Genomic DNA, 16,388 nt, shown 5'->3' with positions numbered 1-16,388 from the left:
CCATGCGCGCGTTTCTGATAGCAGCGGTCGGATTTTTGGTGTTCGTGGCGGCGGTCAAGCTATACGCCAAGGACCCCAAAGCGGCGGACGCGGGCCGGGCAACCACCTCTGCGCCGCTGGCCGGCAGCGACGACGACAAAGCGTTTTATGCGCTGGGCGTAGCCGTGTCGCAAAACATTGCGTCGTTCAACTTCACGCCGGCAGAGCTGGAGAAGGTCAAGCAGGGCTTCACCGATGGCGCGCTCGGCAAGCCGTCGCAGGTCGATGTGCAGACCTACATTCCGCGCCTGCGTGAATTGCAGAGCCAGCGCATTGCCGCCGTCGCGCAAGTGGCGCTCGACAAGGCCGCTGCCGAACCGGGCGCAAAGCGCCTCGACTCCGGCCTGGTCATCACTACCGTCAAAGAAGGCACCGGCGCGTCGCCGCAGGCCACCGACACCGTCAAGGTGCACTACCACGGCACGCTGCCGAACGGCAAAGTGTTCGACAGCTCGGTTGAGCGCGGCGAGCCGGCGACGTTCCCGCTGAACGGTGTGATCCCCTGCTGGACCGAAGGCGTGCAGCTGATGAAGGTGGGCGGCAAGAGCAAGCTGGTGTGCCCGGCTGCCATCGCCTACGGCGATCGCGGCGCGCCGCCGGATATCGGCCCGGGCGCGACGCTGATCTTCGACGTGGAGCTGCTCGGCATCGAGGCGCCGCCGGCGGCTGAGCCTGCGCCCGCCAAGTAATCGATCATCGGCTTAGCAAACATCGGGGAGAACCATCGTGACCGCAGCCCGGCTCTTGTTCGCGCTGTTCCTGTCAGTCGCAGCTCCGTTGTCGCTCACGCCGGCGCAGGCAGCGCCGGCGCAGGGCACCGATTACAGCTTGATCAATCCGCCGCAGGCGCCGACCACCGTCGGCAAAGTGGAAGTGATCGAGTTCTTCTCGTACGGCTGTCCGCACTGCTATCACCTCAGCCCGCTGCTGACCCAATGGCACAAGACCGAGCTGCCGGCCAATGCGGTGCTGATCAAAGTGCCGGTCTCGTTCGGCCGCCGCGAGTGGGGCCAGCTGGTGCGCGCTTACTACACGCTCGAGGCGCTCGGCGAACTGGAACGGCTCGATGCGAAGCTGTTCGACGCGATCCATGCCAAACACCAGCAGTTGTTCGATCTCGATTCGCTCGTCGGCTGGGCCGCCGAGAACGGCATCGATGCGAGCAAATTCCGCGCGCAGTTCACTTCACCGGAAATCAGCGCTAAAGCGATGCGCGCGGACCAGCTGTCGCGCGACTACAAGATCAACGGCGTGCCGACCCTGACGGTCGCCGGCAAATACCGCGCGATCGGCAAAGACTTCCCGGACATGCTGCGCATCACCCGCGAGCTGGTGGAGCAAGAGACCGCGAATTGATCGTCAGCGGGCGGTCCTCGCAACGAGGACCGCCCTGCCTCGCCCCTGCCGAAGGCAGGCGGCATGAGGCTGTTATTTGATGTCGTACACGAGGTTGATCGTCGTCAACGTATCGGTCTTCTTGAACTCCACCGGTGGGTTCGAGTTGTGGCGCACCCCGTAGCCCACCGCCAGCGCCAGCACGTCGGTCATCTTCACCTGCAGCGAAATATCGTTCTGCACGAACGTGTTTTCCGCGCCGGATTCGACGATGAACTTGTCGACCAGCGACGTCGTGGCCGTGAACTTGTGCTCGAAGTCGAGCGTGCTTCGGAACACCACTTCACTGCTGCTGCTGCCTTCCTCGAGCAGCGCGCCGGTCTCCTCGTCAAAGGCGTCGCGTGTCTCCACGAACTTGTAACCGGCGCCGAGTGTGCCGACCATGGTCGTGGTCGGGTTGTCGAGGAAGCGGCGGCCCACGCCGCCCGACAGGGTGGCCTGGTATTCGAAGCCGCTGAACTCGTCCTCTTCGTAACGGCCGGCGCCGAACACGAAATTGCGCTCGGTGAATTTCCAGCCGAGCTCGCCGAACGTTTCCCAGCGGTTCGCGGTCTTGCCGCTCTCGTCGGACGCATAGAGCGCGGCGCCGCCAATCAAGTTCTTCCACTGCTCGGTCTCGTACTTCATGTTGAGCCTGGCGTTGGCGGTCTCGGTGTTGGTATTGCCGCTCGCAATCACCAGGCCTGCTTCGGATTTGCCGGTCCACTCCGCATGCGCCGGCAGCGCGGCGGCCAATACCGTGGCCGCGAAAAACAATCGTCGCATCAATAGAACTCCGTAAACAAAAGCGCCCGCCCCACGAACGAACGCGGGAAAATAGCGGGCGCAATATGGAAGCAGAATACGTAAATGCTTCCAACTCCGCAGCGAGTTCCCCGTCGCTCGCTGCCGACGCATCCGCCAGCCGGCCACGGCCGAATCAAAAAGGGTTTCTCAACTGCCGGCCAGTGCTTCACAATCCACAGGATGACCTCGTCCGATAGCCTACGCGCCGCCCCGACCGGCCCCGTCTATGAGCAGCCGCTCAATGAGCGGATGCGTACCTTTTTGCGACTGGACTTTTTGTATCAGCAGGCGCTGTTCCACGAAGAGCGCGAAGACCCGTGGTCGACCCGCGCCGCCATGAGCGCGCTGCTGGAAATCCTGGCAATTACGGCGCGCGGCGACATTCGCAGCGAAGTGCTGAAGGATCTCGAGCGGCAGATGGCGGTGATGCACGACTACGCCAGCCGCGCCGGCGTGGACAATTCGCGCCTCAAGGCCGTGCTGAGCAATCTGACGCGGCTAAGGACCGAGCTCAATTCGGTGGGCGCGCTGTTCATGCAGCGGCTGCGCGACTCGGAATTCCTCAATTCGATCAAGCATCGCAGCACCATCCCCGGCGGCACCTGCGAGTTCGACCTGCCCGACTACCGACACTGGCTGGATCAGCCGTTCGCGATGCGCTCCAAGGCATTCGGCGACTGGATGTCCACCATCCGGCCGCTGTGCGATGCCGTCACCGAGTTGCTCTGGCTGACGCGTGAGGCGGCGCGGCCCCGACCCGAAGTCGCGACCGGCGGCACCTTCCAGATCGCGTTCGAGCGGGAAAATCCCTGTCAGCTGTTACGTCTGGCGCTGCCGGCCGGCACCCAGCTGTTCCCGGAGATCAGCGGCAGCCACCATCGCTGCAGCATCCGTTTCCTGTCGTGGAACGATGTGAATTCGCGGCCAGTTCAGACCACAGAGGATGTGCAGTTCCAGCTCACCGTCTGTACTTGAGCCTGTCATGACCGTGGTCCGTTGCCCCACCTGCGACCGTCCCGTGGAGTGGACGGAAGCCTCCCGTTGGCGTCCCTTCTGCAGCGAGCGCTGCAAGCTCATCGACCTGGGCGCCTGGGCCGCCGAGAAGCACGCCATCCCCGGCGAGATCATCGAAACCGAGGATGGCCCGAAACGCGGCGGCGGCCAGGACGACGACTAGTCCGCCCCCGCACCGGCGCGCTGGGACAGCAGCCCCGGCTGCTCCATGTGCAGTGACTTGACCAGGAACGCCCACTGGTCGGCGTAGTCCTCGATCTGCATCCACACTGGCTTGCCAGCGCCATGGCCGGCCCGGGTCTCCACTCGCAGCATCACCGGGTTCGCGCAGCTCTGCGCCGCCTGCAGCGTCGCCGCGAACTTGTAGCTGTGCCAGGGCACGACTCGATCGTCGCGATCCGCAGTGGTCACCAGCGTCGGCGGATAACAGACCTTGTGAACGTTGTGCAGCGGCGAGTACGCCAATTGCGCCCGGAATTCCGCTTCGTTCTCGCTGAGCCCGTAATCGCTCGACCACTGGCGCGCATTGGCGCTAGGGGTGTGGTAGCGAAGCATGTCGAGCACGCCGACGGCCGGCAGCGCTGCGCCGAATAAATCCGGACGTTGTGTCAGCGCTGCGCCGACCAGCAAGCCGCCGTTACTGCGCCCGCGAATGGCAATCTTCGCGGCCGAGGTGTACTTCTCGGCCACCAGATACTCCGCCGCGGCGATGAAATCGTCGAACACATTCTGCTTCTGCAGCTTGGTGCCGGCTTCGTGCCAGGCCTCGCCGTATTCCGAGCCACCGCGCAGATTGGCCACCGCATAGACGCCGCCCATTTCCAGCCACACCAGCACCGGCACGCTGAACGACGGCTGCTGCGCGATGTTGAAACCGCCATACCCGTAGAGCTGCACGAAGTTCTGCCCGGTCAGCGCCAGGTCCTTCTTGTGCGCGATGAACATCGGCACCTTGGTGCCGTCCTTGCTCTTGTAGAACACCTGCTTGACGACGAACTGGCTGGTGTCCGCGGCCAGCTTCGGCGCGCGGAACACTTCGGTCTCGCCGGTGGCGAGATCCAGGCGCGAGATCGACATCGGCGTCAGAAAATCCGCGTAAGCAAAGAAGGTTTCGTTGTCATCTACGCCGCCTTCGAAGCCCTGCGCCGTGCCGAGGCCCGGCAACTTCACGTCGTACTGAACCTTGCCGTCCAGATCGAACACGCGCACCAGCGAGTACGCATCCTGCAGATAGCGCACGATGATGCGGCGCCCGACGATGGAAACCTCATCCGCCGAGAACGGCCCAGCGGGCACGACGACGCGAGTTTCCTTCTTGCCCGTCACCGGCATCGCCACTACTTGCGCGTTTGGCGCGCCCGAGTTGCTGCGGATATAGAAAACATCGTCGATCTCGGCGATGAACTGATAGCTCGCGTCGAAACTGTCGATCAGCCGCACGGTCTCTCCGACCGGCGCACCATCAGCGCCAAGCTTTCGATAATAAATACCGGTGGACTGCGAGCCGTCGTACAGCCAGAAGATCACGTAACGGCCGTCGTCCGAGATCTGCACGTACGGATTGCGGGTTGGATGATCGGTGACTTTGAAGATCAGCGGGTCTTTGCCGACGTCGGCGCCGAGCTTGTGCCAGTACACTTCACGCTGTTTGCTATCGTCGCCCTGGCCATCCGCCTTCACCGGGAAGCGCGCGTAATAAACGGACTTGGAATCCGCCGTCCACGCCACCGGCACGAACTTGATGAAGCGCAGTACGTCGGGCAGATCCTTGCCGGTCTCGACGTCGCGGAAGTGCCACGTCCGCCAATCGGTGCCGCCGTCGGAAAGGCTGTATGCAACGATGCGCCCGTCGGGGCTCGGCACGAACTCGCCCAGCGCAACCGTCGCGTCCTTGCTGAACTGGTTGGGATCGAGCAGCACGCGCGGCTGCGCATCGAGCCGCTCGGTCATGTAGAGCACGCTCTGATTTTGCAGACCGTCGTTGCGCAGATAGAAGTAACGTTTGCCGCGCTTGAGCGGAACGTCGTAGCGCTCGTAGTTCCACAGCTGCGTCATGCGCTGCTTGATCCGTTCTCGCGCCGGGATGGATTCGAGATACGGCTGGGCGAGCGCGTTCTGCGCCTGGATCCAGCTCTTGGTGTCGGGGCTGTCGGCCTGCTCCAGCCAGCGGTAGGGATCGGCAACCTGCGTGCCATGGTACGTGTCGATATGCTCGATGCGTCGTGTTGCTGGATACTTGAGGGCCGGGTTCATCGAGGCGTTGGGCGTTGCGGACGTGCTGGCGGTCAAGGGCGCGGGATCGCCGGACGCTTGTTTGGCCGGCTCCACGCCGCAGGCGCCGAGCAACAGCAAGGCGGGCAATAGCAGCTGAATCTTCCTTTGCATGGTTCTCTCGCTCGACACTTTAAGATGACGGGGTGGGCGCGATGGGGCGCCCGGCTCCTGCCTTGGAGCGTGGCTTAGTGTAACGTCGTCATTCCATTTCCGGCGCAACTCTCATGCGGTATACAACGACCAATGTCGCGATCCTTGCGACCTGCCTGATGGGCCTCTGCTTGTCCAGCCAATCCAGCCACGCCGAACCCTTGACCGTCGCCCGTATTTTCGCGGATCCCGATCTCGCCGGACCTCGGCTACGCGAGCCGAAGTTCTCGCCCGACGGCCGCTACGTCACCTATCTGCAGGGCAAGGCCGACAACAAGGATCAGCTCGATCTGTGGGCCTTCGACACCCGTAACGGCGCGGCCCGCGTGCTGGTCGATTCTCGCAAGCTGGTCGGCGACGACGAAAAGCTCTCGGCCGAAGAAGAGGCCCGGCGCGAACGGCAGCGCACCGCCTCGCTGCGCGGCATCGTCGAGTACGAATTCTCCAGCGATGGCAAACGTCTGCTGATTCCGCTGGGCGGCGATTTGTATCTGTACGACCTGGATTCGAAGAGCGAGCCGGTCACTCGCCTTACGCACAGCGCCTCTTACGAGACCGACGCGAAGCTCTCGCCCGCCGGCCGCTACGTCAGTTTCATTCGCGATCAAAACCTGTTCGTGATCGATTTGCACACGAAGCAGGAGCAGGCCATCACGACCGACGGCGCCGGCCTGGTGCAATACGGCGTGGCCGAATTCGTCGCGCAGGAAGAGATGGGGCGGGACACCGGCTACTGGTGGTCGCCTGACGATTCGCACATCGCGTTCACTCGCATCGACGATACCCCGGTCCAGGAGGTCGAACGCTTCGAGATCAACGCCGATGGCGCTCGCATGTTTCGTCAGCGCTATCCTGCCGCCGGCACTGCCAACACCAAAGTCGAGTTGCAAGTCGTCACGCTCGCGAATTCGAACATCAAAGATATCGAGCTCGGCCTGGGCGACGGCTATCTGCCGCGCGTCAAATGGTTCCCGGACTCGAAGTCGCTCGCCGTACAGCGCCAGACGCGCGATCAGAAAAAACTCGAGCTGCTGAAGATCGACATCGCGAGCGGCGCAGCTCGCGTGCTGCTCACCGAAACGAACCCGCACTGGGTCGAGCTGAGCGATGACTTCAAGTTCCTGCAGTCCAAGCCGCAGTTCATCTGGAGCTCCCGACGCTCCGGTTACAAACATTTGTATCTGTACGATCTCGACGGCAAGCTGCTGCATCCGCTGACCGCCGGCGAGTGGATGGTCGTTGGCGACGGCTCCGAGAATGGCCTGGTTGGCGTCGATGAAGCCGCCGGCCGCGTGTATTTCCTGGGCTCGAAGGATTCACCGCTCGAACGGCATTTGTACTGGAGCTCGCTGAGCAAAGACACTTCGAGCAACGTCACGCGCGTGTCTCGAGAGGCCGGCTGGCACGATGCGAAGCTGCTGCCGGGCGGTCGTGGCTATCTCGATCTGCACTCCTCGCCAAACCAGCCGCCTTCGGCGAGCCTGCGCAAACCGGATGGTTCGCTTCAGCACTGGTTGCTCAAGAATCCGCTCGATGCGACTCATCCATACCACCCGTATGTTTCCAACCAGGTCGCCGAAGAGTTCGGCGCGGTGTCGGCCAGCGATGGACAACAGCTCTACTATCGATTGATGAAGCCGGCGAACCTCGTTGCCGGCAAGCGCTACCCGGCCATCATCGATGTCTATGGCGGGCCGCACTTTCAGAACGTGCGCAAGGATTGGATGGGCGGTGCGCGCGCCGCTCAAGGCTTGTTCCGCCAGGTGCTGGCACAGAACGGATTCGTCGTGCTGACGCTCGACAATCGCGGTTCGGGATTCAGAGGCAATGCGTTCGAGAGCGCGATCGTCGGCCGCACCGGCAAGGTCGAGGTCGAAGATCAGCTGCGCGGCGTCGAATATTTGAAATCGCTGCCTTTCGTCGCAGGCGATCGCATCGGCATCATGGGATGGAGCTACGGCGGTTACATGTCACTGATGGGCCTGACCACGACCAAAGCTTTCCGCGCCGGCGTCGCTGGCGCGCCTGTCACCGACTGGGGGCTCTACGACACGCACTACACCGAACGCTATCTCGGCACTCCGCAAAACAATGCCGAAGGCTATCGTAGCAGTGCGGTCCTTCCTTACGCGGACTCGCTCCACGGCGCGCTGCTACTCGTGCACGGCATGGCCGATGACAACGTGCTATTCACGCACAGCACGCGATTGATGCAGACGCTGCAGTCGTTGAACAAGCCGTTCGATGTGATGACGTATCCCGGCGGCAAGCACGGGCTGGTGAGGATGCCGCAGCAGGGGCGGCATTACTACGAGATGGTGCTGAGATTCTTCGAGCGGGAGCTGAACGCGCCCGAAAGCTGAGGATGCGAACGCGCGCGCTGACCTCAGCGGCGCGCTTCGCGCAGGGCCGGAATCATCGGGCGGTCGGCTTCCAGCAAGCCGACAGTTTCGAGCTCATCGAGCGTGACCCATTTGAGGGGCTGCCCTTCCAGCGACGTTGCCTCGCCGGTGTAGCGGGACACGAGCCACAGATCGAGCAGCACTCGACGATCCGAGTAGCCGTGCTCGTACGCGATCAGCGGCGTCGCATCGAGGACTTCGATCCCCAGCTCTTCTCGCAGCTCGCGTTTCAATCCGTCCAGGGCTGGCTCATCCGGTTCGACCTTGCCACCGGGAAACTCCCAACCGCCCGCCATGTGCTTGCCCGGTGGTCGCTGTGCAATGAGGACACGACCCTGCCCATCGAACAACGCTCCAGCGACGACGTGAATCATTCCCAACCCACTCTCTTTGGACATCGGATCTCCAATTGACGTTCTCAATAAACGCCTCGCCACCCGCGCGAGACGGGCGCCAAGCTAGAGATCCAGCAATCGAGGGTCCAATGTATGTTTGCTATGCCGGCGATAGGCAGACGCGTGAAGATTTCGCCAGCGCTGCGCGGCTGCTTCAGTTCCGCGGCGGCGGCGGATGATAGTACTCGTTCAAACGTTTCCTCACCGCTCGCAGCTTCGTCAGCACCGGAGCCTCTTTCGGACTCTGCGCGCGTGCGAGCGCCAGGATCTCTTCGCCGATGTCCACCAGCCACTTGGGCGGAAGATCTTTGTTCGCAGACCCGATTCTTGCGCTGGGCCAGCCGACACCTTTCAGATTCGTTCGGAACCGATAGCTCACGTCATCGGCCGAGGGCGCGTGTCGGGTGTATCGCGCTTCGAGAATGTTGTTCGCCCAAACGTCGTAGACGACCTCGGCGAACGGTTTGCTGACCTCGAACCTCAGCACATCGACTTGCCGAGCATCCACATCCGATTTCGGGTTTACCAGCCGCCAGCTGCTGAGCACATACTTTCCATCCTCGAGCTGGAGCTGCCACTCCAATGCCGGCTCGGAGGAGGGATATCGACCGAACTCCGCGAGGCAACGCGTGCACCGCCCGCGGACGCTTCCGGAGCCGTCCGGGATCAAACGATCGGAAGTGCCGGCGATGGTCTCATCGCGCTGCTGGGTCACATCCGGCTCGTAGGCGAACGCGACGCTCGAGAGCGCGAGGCAAAGCGCATTCGCTCCGAGCAGAAGCAACAGGCAGACGACGAGTCGGTTCCCCATTATCGAATAGCCCCCAGTCCACCGCTGCCGCGATCATAGCTCGTTACGCACAAATAAAAACGCGCCGGGTGGAGAACCCGGCGCGTTCGGTTTCGAACGATGCCTGGAGAGTGCTGCTAGCCTTGTCCCGCCAGCGCTCCATGACAATGCTTGAACTTCTTCCCGGAGCCGCAAGGGCACAGCTCGTTCCGTCCAACCTTCTTGGTCTCACGCACGAACTGCGCGACGGGCTCTCCCGAAGCAGCGGCCATCGGCTGCGGCTCTTCGGCAGGGCCGGCTGGGGACGTGAGCTGTTCGGGAGCGGCGTGCTGGAACTGCAAGGCGCGGGCGAGGCGAGCCTGGCGCTCGGCTTCTTCGCGCTCTTCGCGTTCGACGTCGGCCTGCGTGCGCAATTGCATGCGGGAGAGCATCGAGACGGTGTCGTGCTTGATGCGATCGAGCATCGCGGTGAACAGCTCGAAGGCTTCGCGCTTGTATTCCTGTTTGGGATTCTTCTGCGCGTAGCTGCGCAGGTGAATGCCCTGGCGGAGGTAATCCATCGCAGCGAGGTGTTCGCGCCAGTGCGAATCCAACTGCTGCAGCATGATGGCCTTCTCGATGTGACGCACGACCGGCGCGCCGTACATCTCCACCTTGTCCTCGTAGGCCTTGTCGATGATCTCGTGGACGCGCTTGCGCAGTCCTTCCTCGACCAGGTTGGTATCCGCTTCCAGCCAGGCCTTGGGATCGATGCTGACCGCGAAGTCCTTATCGACCGCCTGTTTCAAGCCCTCGAGGTCCCACTGCTCTTCCAGGCTGCCGGGCGTCACGAAACGATCCATCAACGCATTGACCACTTCGTGGCGAATGCCGGCGATGGCGTCGCCCACCTCTTCGGCGGCCATCAGGTCGGTGCGCTGCGCGTAGATCACCTTGCGCTGATCGTTGGCAACGTCGTCGTATTCGAGCAGGTTCTTACGAGCGTCGAAGTTGTGCGCCTCGACCTTGCGCTGGGCGCGCTCGATCTGCTTCGAGAGCATGCGGCTCTCGATCACTTCGCCTTCCTTCATGCCGGCGGTCTGCAGCCAGCGCTTGACGCGCTCGGGATCGCCGAAGATGCGCATCAGGTTGTCTTCGAGCGAAAGATAGAAACGGCTCGAGCCGGCGTCGCCCTGACGGCCGGACCGACCGCGCAGCTGATTGTCGATACGGCGTGACTCGTGACGTTCGGTGCCGACGATGTGCAAACCACCGGCGGCCAGCACCGCCTCGTGACGCTGCTTCCACTCCTCGCGCACGCGGGCCTTGGTCGCTTCATCGACCTCGCCCATGCCCTGCAATTCGACTTCCAGGTTGCCGCCGAGCACGATGTCGGTACCGCGGCCGGCCATGTTGGTAGCGATAGTCACGGAACCGGGGCGGCCGGCCTGCGCGACGATCATGGCTTCACGCTCGTGCTGTTTGGCGTTCAGCACCTGGTGCGGAATGTTTTCTTTCTCCAGCAGCGTCGAGAGCAGCTCGGAAGTCTCGATGGACGTCGTGCCGACCAGCGCCGGCTGGCCGCGCGCCACGCAATCGCGGATGTCCTCGATGATGGCTTCGAACTTGTCCTTCTGCGTGAGGTACACGAAGTCGGGGTGATCCTTGCGGATCATCGGCTTGTTGGTGGGGATGACCACCACTTCCAGGCCGTAGATGGACTGGAATTCGAACGCTTCGGTGTCGGCCGTGCCGGTCATGCCGGCCAGCTTCGAATACATGCGGAAGTAGTTCTGGAACGTGATCGATGCGACCGTCTGGTTCTCTTCGCGAACCCGCACGCGCTCTTTTGCCTCGATAGCCTGGTGCAGACCGTCCGACCAGCGGCGGCCCGGCATGGTGCGGCCGGTGAACTCATCGACGATGATCACTTCGCCATTGCGAACGATGTATTCGACGTCGCGGTGATACAGCGAGTGCGCGCGGAGCGCCGCATTCAAGTGATGCATGATGCGGATGTTGGCCGCGTCGTACAGGCTCTCGCCCGGCTGTAACAAGCCAGCTTCGGCGATCAGCTGCTCGGCATGCTCGTGACCGACGTCGGACAGGTGCACCTGGCGGGACTTCTCGTCCGCCCAGTAGTCGCCCTCGCCTTCTTCGCTTTCCTGGCGCTTGAGCTTCGGCGCCAGCTCGTTGATGCGCAGATAGAGCTCGGTGCTCTCTTCGGCGGGGCCGGAGATGATCAGCGGCGTGCGGGCTTCGTCGATGAGGATGGAGTCCACTTCGTCGACGATGGCGTACGCGAGGCCACGCTGCACGCGGTCCTCGAGACGGAACGCGAGGTTGTCGCGCAGGTAGTCGAAACCGAATTCGTTATTGGTGCCGTAGGTGATATCGCAGGCGTAAGCCGCGCGCTTCTCGTCCGAGCTCTGGCCGCTCCTGATCACACCGACAGTGAGGCCGAGGAAGCGATAGACCCGGCCCATCCAATCGGCGTCGCGCGAGGCCAGGTATTCGTTGACCGTGACCACGTGCACGCCCTTGGCGGGCAACGCATTGAGGTAGGCGCCCAGGGTGGCCATCAGCGTCTTGCCTTCGCCGGTGCGCATTTCGGCGATCTTGCCCTGGTGCAGCACCGTGCCGCCGATGATCTGCACATCGAAGTGGCGCATGCCGAGCACGCGGCGCGCCGCTTCTCGCGTGGCCGCAAAGGCTTGGGGCGCGATGTCGTCCAGCGTCTTGCCCTCGGCAAGCAACTGGCGGAACTCCGCCGTCTTGGCCTGCAACTGCTCGTCAGACAGCGCCCGGAAGGATTCTTCCAGGGCGTTGGTCTTGCCGACGATCTTGGAATAGCCGCTCAAAAGCCGCTGATTGCGACTGCCAAACAGCTGGGTCAGCCAATTCGCCACGCTGAAACTCCGGGGAAGGGGCCTTCAGGGCCCGCAAAGCCTATTGGGAAAAGCCCGTTATTGTACACGCGCGCCCGGCGACTCTAATTAAGGTCGTGCAACTGAACGGACGAGCGTCGGGAGGCTGGGGGCGGCGGCCCCGAAAACAAGTGCTTTGGGGTTGCAGTTGGGGGGTTGACCGGAGGGCGGCGCCTCCTCAACCAACCGTCAACTACCGCCGGACAAATGTCATCGGATCCACGGCACGGCCCTGCTTGAGCACCTCGAAATGCAGGTGCGGGCCGGTGGAGCGGCCGGTCGAGCCGATCAGCGCGATGGCCTGGCCTTTCTGCACGGTGTCCCCGACCTGCACCAGCGCCTTCTGGTTGTGCGCATAGCGGGTGACATAGCCGTTGCCGTGATTGATTTCCACTGTTCGGCCGTAGCCGAAGCGGTCCTTGGAATAGGTGACCACGCCGGAGGCGACTGCGACGACCTGCGAGCCGGCCGGGCCGGCGAAGTCGATGCCGCGGTGATAAGCGTTGCGACCGGTGAACGGATCGGCACGATAGCCGAAGTGCGAGGAAATCCAGCCCTGCAACACCGGCCGGCCGTCCGGGACCACCTGGCGGCTCAAATTGCGCGTGGAGATCATGCTCTCCAGCACGCTCAGCTGGCGCTCGCGATCGCGAATCTGGTGGGTCAGGTCATCGAGCATGGCGGTCAGCTCGGGGGCGGCGACGGTGGCGCTTTCCACCAGGCCTTCGGGACCGCCGACGGCGGGCTCGCTATCAAAATTGAATTCGCCCTTGTCGAGATTGGCCATTTCGGTGAGCCGGCGGCCGAGGGCGTCGAGGCGGATCACATGGGCATTCATCTGGCCGACCCGGCTGGTCAGCGCATCGAGGCGTTCTTGCAGGTCGCGCCGGGCATTGGCGATGTCGAGCCGCTGTTGCTCGAGCTTGCCGCCCCACTCCGTGACCTGCGCGGTGGGGTCGAGGACCAGGCCGCCGCGGCCGAGTTGGATGCCGGCGAACAGCACGCCCGCAAGCACCAACACCACCGAGGAAATCGTCACCGTCATCGCCAACGGACGGCCAAGCTCGAATTGGCGAGCCTTGCCGAAGCGCTTCGAGAACACGATGACGTTCATTTGATCACTACCTTCTCTCTTTCGCGCCCTAAACGGCCAGCTTGCCACTGGCGGCACGACAATACGTTCACACCCGGCTGGAACCATGGGGTTTCCAGCGGCGATACGAGCCGGACTACTTCTCTCATCGAAAGCGGCCAAGGCCCTTTCGACACGCCTGTCAAAAGGCGTGACTTTTGCCAAGCTACGGCTCGAGCAGAACTGCGGTGGACGTAGAACCGAATGTTCGTGTTGTACATCCTGGCAACCCCGCTATCGTGGCGCGGCCCGCTTCGCTGCGTGCCTGCTGCCGTAGACCGGTGGCTTTGCGTCCCCGCCTTTCGACGGGTTTGCCCTTAACAGTGGCCGGAATATGCATAACGACGCGTACAAAGATCAAGCGCCTGGCGCCCAGAACAGTGCTTTCAGCGAATGACTGATCGTTTCAAACCGCTGGGCGAGACAGTTGGCCCGTTATTCGCGCAACTCGAGCAGCGCGTCGCAGAGCACGTCGAGCTCACAGAGAAGATTCGCGCGGCGCTCACCGGCCCGGAAAAAGATCATGTGGTGTCAGCGAGTTGCCGCGGCGATACGCTGGTGGTGCTGGCGGACTCGGCGGCCTGGTGCCCGCAGATTCGTTATGCCCAGGCGCAATTGCTGGAAGTGTTAAATCGCGCCACCCCTAACCCGGGTGAGAAGCCAGTCACAAAAGTGAAAGTTCGCGTCGGCAGGAAGGCGCCCGGCCCGACTTGAGATCTACGGCAGATTTCTGCGCTGAACGGCCGAACTGCTCGCTTGTTACGCGCTCACCATCGCGGCGGCGGGGACATATGAAATCGGACTGTCCTTGATGTTGTCGAAGGTCACCGGCTCCCACGCGTTCGGCGTGTTGATCAGCTTGCGGACCAGCTGATTGTTCAACGCGTGGCCGGATTTGTGGCCGCTGAATTCGCCGATCAGGCTCTTGCCGAGCAGGTACAGATCGCCGATGGCGTCGAGGATCTTGTGTTTGACGAACTCGTCCTCGTAGCGCAGGCCGTCTTCGTTCAACACCCGGTACTCATCCAACACGATGGCGTTATCGAGCGTGCCGCCGAGCGCCAGGTTCTTGGAGCGCATGTATTCCAGGTCGCGCATGAAGCCAAACGTGCGTGCGCGGCTGATCTCTTTCAAATAAGACGTCGTGGAGAAGTCCATCGACGCGGTCTGCGAGCGCTTTTTGAAGACCGGGTGATTGAACTCGATCTCCATGTTGACCTTGAAACCGTGGTACGGCTCGAAGCGCGCCCACTTGTCGCCATCGCGCACTTCCAGTGGCGTGAGGATGCGGACGAAACGTTTCGGGGCGGGCTGTTCTTCGATGCCCGCCGATTGCAGCAGGAACACGAACGGACCGGCGCTGCCGTCCATGATCGGGACTTCTTCGGCAGACAGGTCCACATAGGCGTTGTCCAGCCCCAGACCGGCAAATGCCGACAACAGGTGCTCGACCGTGTTGACCCGGACCTCGCCATTGAACAGGGACGTGCCGAGCATGGTATCGCCGACGTTTTCGGCATACGCGCGCACGTCCACCGGCTCATTCAGATCGGTGCGACGGAACACAACGCCGGTGTCTACCGGCGCCGGTCGCAGCACCATCAGCACTTTTTTCCCGGAGTGGAGGCCGACGCCGGTCGCGCGGATGGTGTTCTTGAGGGTGCGTTGTCTGAGCATGCGGATTTCCAAGCGGCGCAGACCCTAACACTGCCAGCAAGTGAACGGCAAGCCTCTGACTTGCCGTTACTTTTGCTTACATCGAAAAGGGACTTCCCGCGTCCTGATGAATCGACTTGCCAGCGTACAGCGAAGTTCCTGGGGCACCATGCATGTTCCCTATGCAGCCCATAGAGATCGCCGCCCCGGCCCGCCGCTCTTCAGCAAGCGCGGTTCACCAGTGGATTCCGCCTCAATCCGCCTGCCGGCGCAAAAACGCCGGAATATCCAGCATCGACGTGTCCTCAGCCGTCAGACCATCGCCCACCGCGCGACGAGTCTGACCCGCATGCGGGTCGCGCTGGTTGCGGATGTAGGTCGGCACGTGCAGGTCGTCCAGCGTCGGCACGCTGCCACGACGGCCGCCTGCGATGGCGGTCATGCGACGCGTATCCTGCTGCGGCGCCTGCATCTGAGTCCCAGGACGGCCGATGCCGGTCGCGACGACAGTCACGCGAATCTGTTCGGTCATTTCCGGATCGATCACGCAGCCGACGACCACGTTGGCATCCTCGGAGGCGTACTGCTTCACCGTGTCGCCGACGATGCTGAACTCGCTGGTGCGCAGGTCCATGCCGGCGGTGACGTTGATCAGCAGGCCATGAGCGCCCTGCAGATTCACATCTTCCAGCAGCGGGCTGGAAACAGCGGCTTCGGCAGCTTCACGCGCGCGATGCTCACCGCGAGCGATGCCGGTGCCCATCATCGCCATGCCGGTCTCGGCCATCACGGTACGCACGTCGGCGAAGTCGACGTTGATCATGCCGGGACGGGTAATCAGCTCGGCGATGCCCTGCACCGCGCCTTGCAGCACCTGGTTCGCCGACTTGAACGCGTCGAGCAGCGTTACATCGCCACCCAGCACCGTGAGCAGTTTCTGGTTCGGGATGGTGATGAGCGAGTCGACGTGTTTGCTCAACTCGGCAATGCCGCGCTCGGCGGAGCCGTGACGTTTCCGGCCTTCCATCTCGAACGGCCTGGTAACGACGGCAACCGTCAGGATGCCCAGCTCCTTCGCGACCTGCGCCACGACCGGAGCCGCGCCCGTGCCGGTGCCGCCGCCCATGCCGGCGGTGATGAACAGCATGTCCGAGCCTTCGATCATTTCGATGATGCGGTCACGATCTTCCATCGCGGCCTGGCGGCCTACTTCCGGATCGGCGCCCGCACCGAGTCCCTTGGTGATGTTGCAGCCGATCTGCAGACCGACTTTCACCTTGGAATGTTTCAACGCCTGCGCGTCGGTGTTGATGCAAATGAAATCCACGCCTTCGATTCCGGCCTGGATCATGTGAGCGACCGCGTTTCCGCCGCCGCCGCCGACGCCAATCACTTTGATGACGGCGCCTTGGTTTTCTGTATCAGCAAGTACAAACATCGTTAGTCCCC

Annotated in this window: 14 protein-coding genes and 1 riboswitch; of the genes, 6 read left to right on the top strand and 8 right to left on the bottom strand. The window is 62.8% G+C overall.

Annotated features, from left to right (window positions below; all coding sequences use genetic code 11):
• Positions 1-2: 2 nt before the first annotated feature.
• Positions 3-728 (top strand): FKBP-type peptidyl-prolyl cis-trans isomerase, encoded by a 726-nt coding sequence (locus tag EK373_RS08590; protein WP_129642271.1) that lies wholly within the window; start codon positions 3-5, stop codon positions 726-728.
• Positions 729-765: 37 nt separating this feature from the next.
• Positions 766-1,395, top strand: coding sequence for a thiol:disulfide interchange protein DsbA/DsbL (locus EK373_RS08585; RefSeq protein ID WP_157994278.1), 630 nt, complete (start codon positions 766-768; stop codon positions 1,393-1,395).
• 72 nt (positions 1,396-1,467) lie between these two features.
• Here EK373_RS08585 and EK373_RS08580 read toward each other — a convergent pair whose 3' ends face one another.
• Positions 1,468-2,199: a DUF481 domain-containing protein gene (locus EK373_RS08580; RefSeq protein WP_157994277.1), complete on the bottom strand. Its 732-nt coding sequence runs from the start codon at positions 2,197-2,199 to the stop codon at positions 1,468-1,470.
• A gap of 201 nt (positions 2,200-2,400) precedes the next feature.
• Between EK373_RS08580 and zapD the strand changes: the two genes are divergently transcribed.
• Together zapD and yacG are read left to right on the top strand one after the other, a co-directional pair.
• On the top strand, positions 2,401-3,195 hold the full coding sequence (gene zapD / locus EK373_RS08575; protein WP_157994276.1) for a cell division protein ZapD: 795 nt from the start codon (positions 2,401-2,403) through the stop codon (positions 3,193-3,195).
• Positions 3,196-3,202: 7 nt separating this feature from the next.
• Positions 3,203-3,397 (top strand): DNA gyrase inhibitor YacG, encoded by a 195-nt coding sequence (yacG, locus tag EK373_RS08570; RefSeq protein WP_129642267.1) that lies wholly within the window; start codon positions 3,203-3,205, stop codon positions 3,395-3,397.
• Here the strand turns inward: yacG and EK373_RS08565 are convergent.
• Positions 3,394-5,619: a prolyl oligopeptidase family serine peptidase gene (locus EK373_RS08565; protein ID WP_198683156.1), complete on the bottom strand. Its 2,226-nt coding sequence runs from the start codon at positions 5,617-5,619 to the stop codon at positions 3,394-3,396. The two genes, yacG and EK373_RS08565, sit on opposite strands and share 4 nt — an antisense overlap.
• A 113-nt stretch (positions 5,620-5,732) precedes the next feature.
• Here EK373_RS08565 and EK373_RS08560 point away from each other — a divergent pair, with 113 nt between their 5' ends.
• A complete protein-coding gene (locus EK373_RS08560) occupies positions 5,733-8,021 on the top strand; it encodes a S9 family peptidase (protein ID WP_129642266.1) in 2,289 nt (762 codons plus the stop codon).
• 23 nt (positions 8,022-8,044) lie between these two features.
• Here EK373_RS08560 and EK373_RS08555 read toward each other — a convergent pair whose 3' ends face one another.
• From EK373_RS08555 to EK373_RS08540, 4 genes are all read right to left on the bottom strand, one after another.
• On the bottom strand, positions 8,045-8,458 hold the full coding sequence (locus EK373_RS08555) for a (deoxy)nucleoside triphosphate pyrophosphohydrolase (protein WP_129642265.1): 414 nt from the start codon (positions 8,456-8,458) through the stop codon (positions 8,045-8,047).
• Positions 8,459-8,609: 151 nt separating this feature from the next.
• Entirely contained in the window at positions 8,610-9,266 is a 657-nt protein-coding gene (locus EK373_RS08550) for a hypothetical protein (protein ID WP_129642264.1), read from the bottom strand.
• A 116-nt stretch (positions 9,267-9,382) separates the two neighbouring features.
• Entirely contained in the window at positions 9,383-12,133 is a 2,751-nt protein-coding gene (gene secA / locus EK373_RS08545; protein WP_129642263.1) for a preprotein translocase subunit SecA, read from the bottom strand.
• A 211-nt stretch (positions 12,134-12,344) separates the two neighbouring features.
• Positions 12,345-13,265 (bottom strand): M23 family metallopeptidase, encoded by a 921-nt coding sequence (locus EK373_RS08540; RefSeq protein ID WP_129642262.1) that lies wholly within the window; start codon positions 13,263-13,265, stop codon positions 12,345-12,347.
• Between the two features lie 239 nt (positions 13,266-13,504).
• A riboswitch (cyclic di-GMP riboswitch) is annotated at positions 13,505-13,609 on the bottom strand.
• A gap of 67 nt (positions 13,610-13,676) precedes the next feature.
• Between EK373_RS08540 and EK373_RS08535 the strand changes: the two genes are divergently transcribed.
• Positions 13,677-13,997, top strand: coding sequence for a DciA family protein (locus tag EK373_RS08535; RefSeq protein ID WP_129642261.1), 321 nt, complete (start codon positions 13,677-13,679; stop codon positions 13,995-13,997).
• 45 nt (positions 13,998-14,042) lie between these two features.
• Here the strand turns inward: EK373_RS08535 and lpxC are convergent, their stop codons facing one another.
• Together lpxC and ftsZ are read right to left on the bottom strand one after the other, a co-directional pair.
• Positions 14,043-14,960 (bottom strand): UDP-3-O-acyl-N-acetylglucosamine deacetylase, encoded by a 918-nt coding sequence (lpxC, locus tag EK373_RS08530; RefSeq protein WP_129642260.1) that lies wholly within the window; start codon positions 14,958-14,960, stop codon positions 14,043-14,045.
• A 232-nt stretch (positions 14,961-15,192) separates the two neighbouring features.
• The gene (gene ftsZ, locus EK373_RS08525) at positions 15,193-16,377 is read right to left on the bottom strand and encodes a cell division protein FtsZ (RefSeq protein WP_129642259.1); all 1,185 of its coding nucleotides are present in this window, start codon (positions 16,375-16,377) and stop codon (positions 15,193-15,195) included.
• Positions 16,378-16,388 lie beyond the last annotated feature (11 nt).

It is taken from the genome of Peristeroidobacter agariperforans, assembly GCF_004138335.1.
GTDB classification, from domain to species: domain Bacteria; phylum Pseudomonadota; class Gammaproteobacteria; order Steroidobacterales; family Steroidobacteraceae; genus Steroidobacter; species Steroidobacter agariperforans.
This window is presented reverse-complemented; position numbering and strand designations above follow the sequence as displayed.

Bases quoted from the DNA above. Each gene is read 5' to 3' on its own strand.
- EK373_RS08590 (WP_129642271.1), top strand. From the start codon at position 3: ATGCGCGCGTTTCTGATAGCAGCGGTCGGATTTTTGGTGTTCGTGGCG.
- EK373_RS08580 (WP_157994277.1), bottom strand. From the start codon at position 2,199: ATGCGACGATTGTTTTTCGCGGCCACGGTATTGGCCGCCGCGCTGCCG.
- zapD (WP_157994276.1), top strand. From the start codon at position 2,401: ATGACCTCGTCCGATAGCCTACGCGCCGCCCCGACCGGCCCCGTCTAT.
- yacG (WP_129642267.1), top strand. From the start codon at position 3,203: ATGACCGTGGTCCGTTGCCCCACCTGCGACCGTCCCGTGGAGTGGACG.
- EK373_RS08565 (WP_198683156.1), bottom strand. From the start codon at position 5,619: ATGCAAAGGAAGATTCAGCTGCTATTGCCCGCCTTGCTGTTGCTCGGC.
- EK373_RS08560 (WP_129642266.1), top strand. From the start codon at position 5,733: ATGCGGTATACAACGACCAATGTCGCGATCCTTGCGACCTGCCTGATG.
- EK373_RS08555 (WP_129642265.1), bottom strand. From the start codon at position 8,458: ATGTCCAAAGAGAGTGGGTTGGGAATGATTCACGTCGTCGCTGGAGCG.
- EK373_RS08550 (WP_129642264.1), bottom strand. From the start codon at position 9,266: ATGGGGAACCGACTCGTCGTCTGCCTGTTGCTTCTGCTCGGAGCGAAT.
- EK373_RS08540 (WP_129642262.1), bottom strand. From the start codon at position 13,265: ATGAACGTCATCGTGTTCTCGAAGCGCTTCGGCAAGGCTCGCCAATTC.
- EK373_RS08535 (WP_129642261.1), top strand. From the start codon at position 13,677: ATGACTGATCGTTTCAAACCGCTGGGCGAGACAGTTGGCCCGTTATTC.
- lpxC (WP_129642260.1), bottom strand. From the start codon at position 14,960: ATGCTCAGACAACGCACCCTCAAGAACACCATCCGCGCGACCGGCGTC.
- ftsZ (WP_129642259.1), bottom strand. From the start codon at position 16,377: ATGTTTGTACTTGCTGATACAGAAAACCAAGGCGCCGTCATCAAAGTG.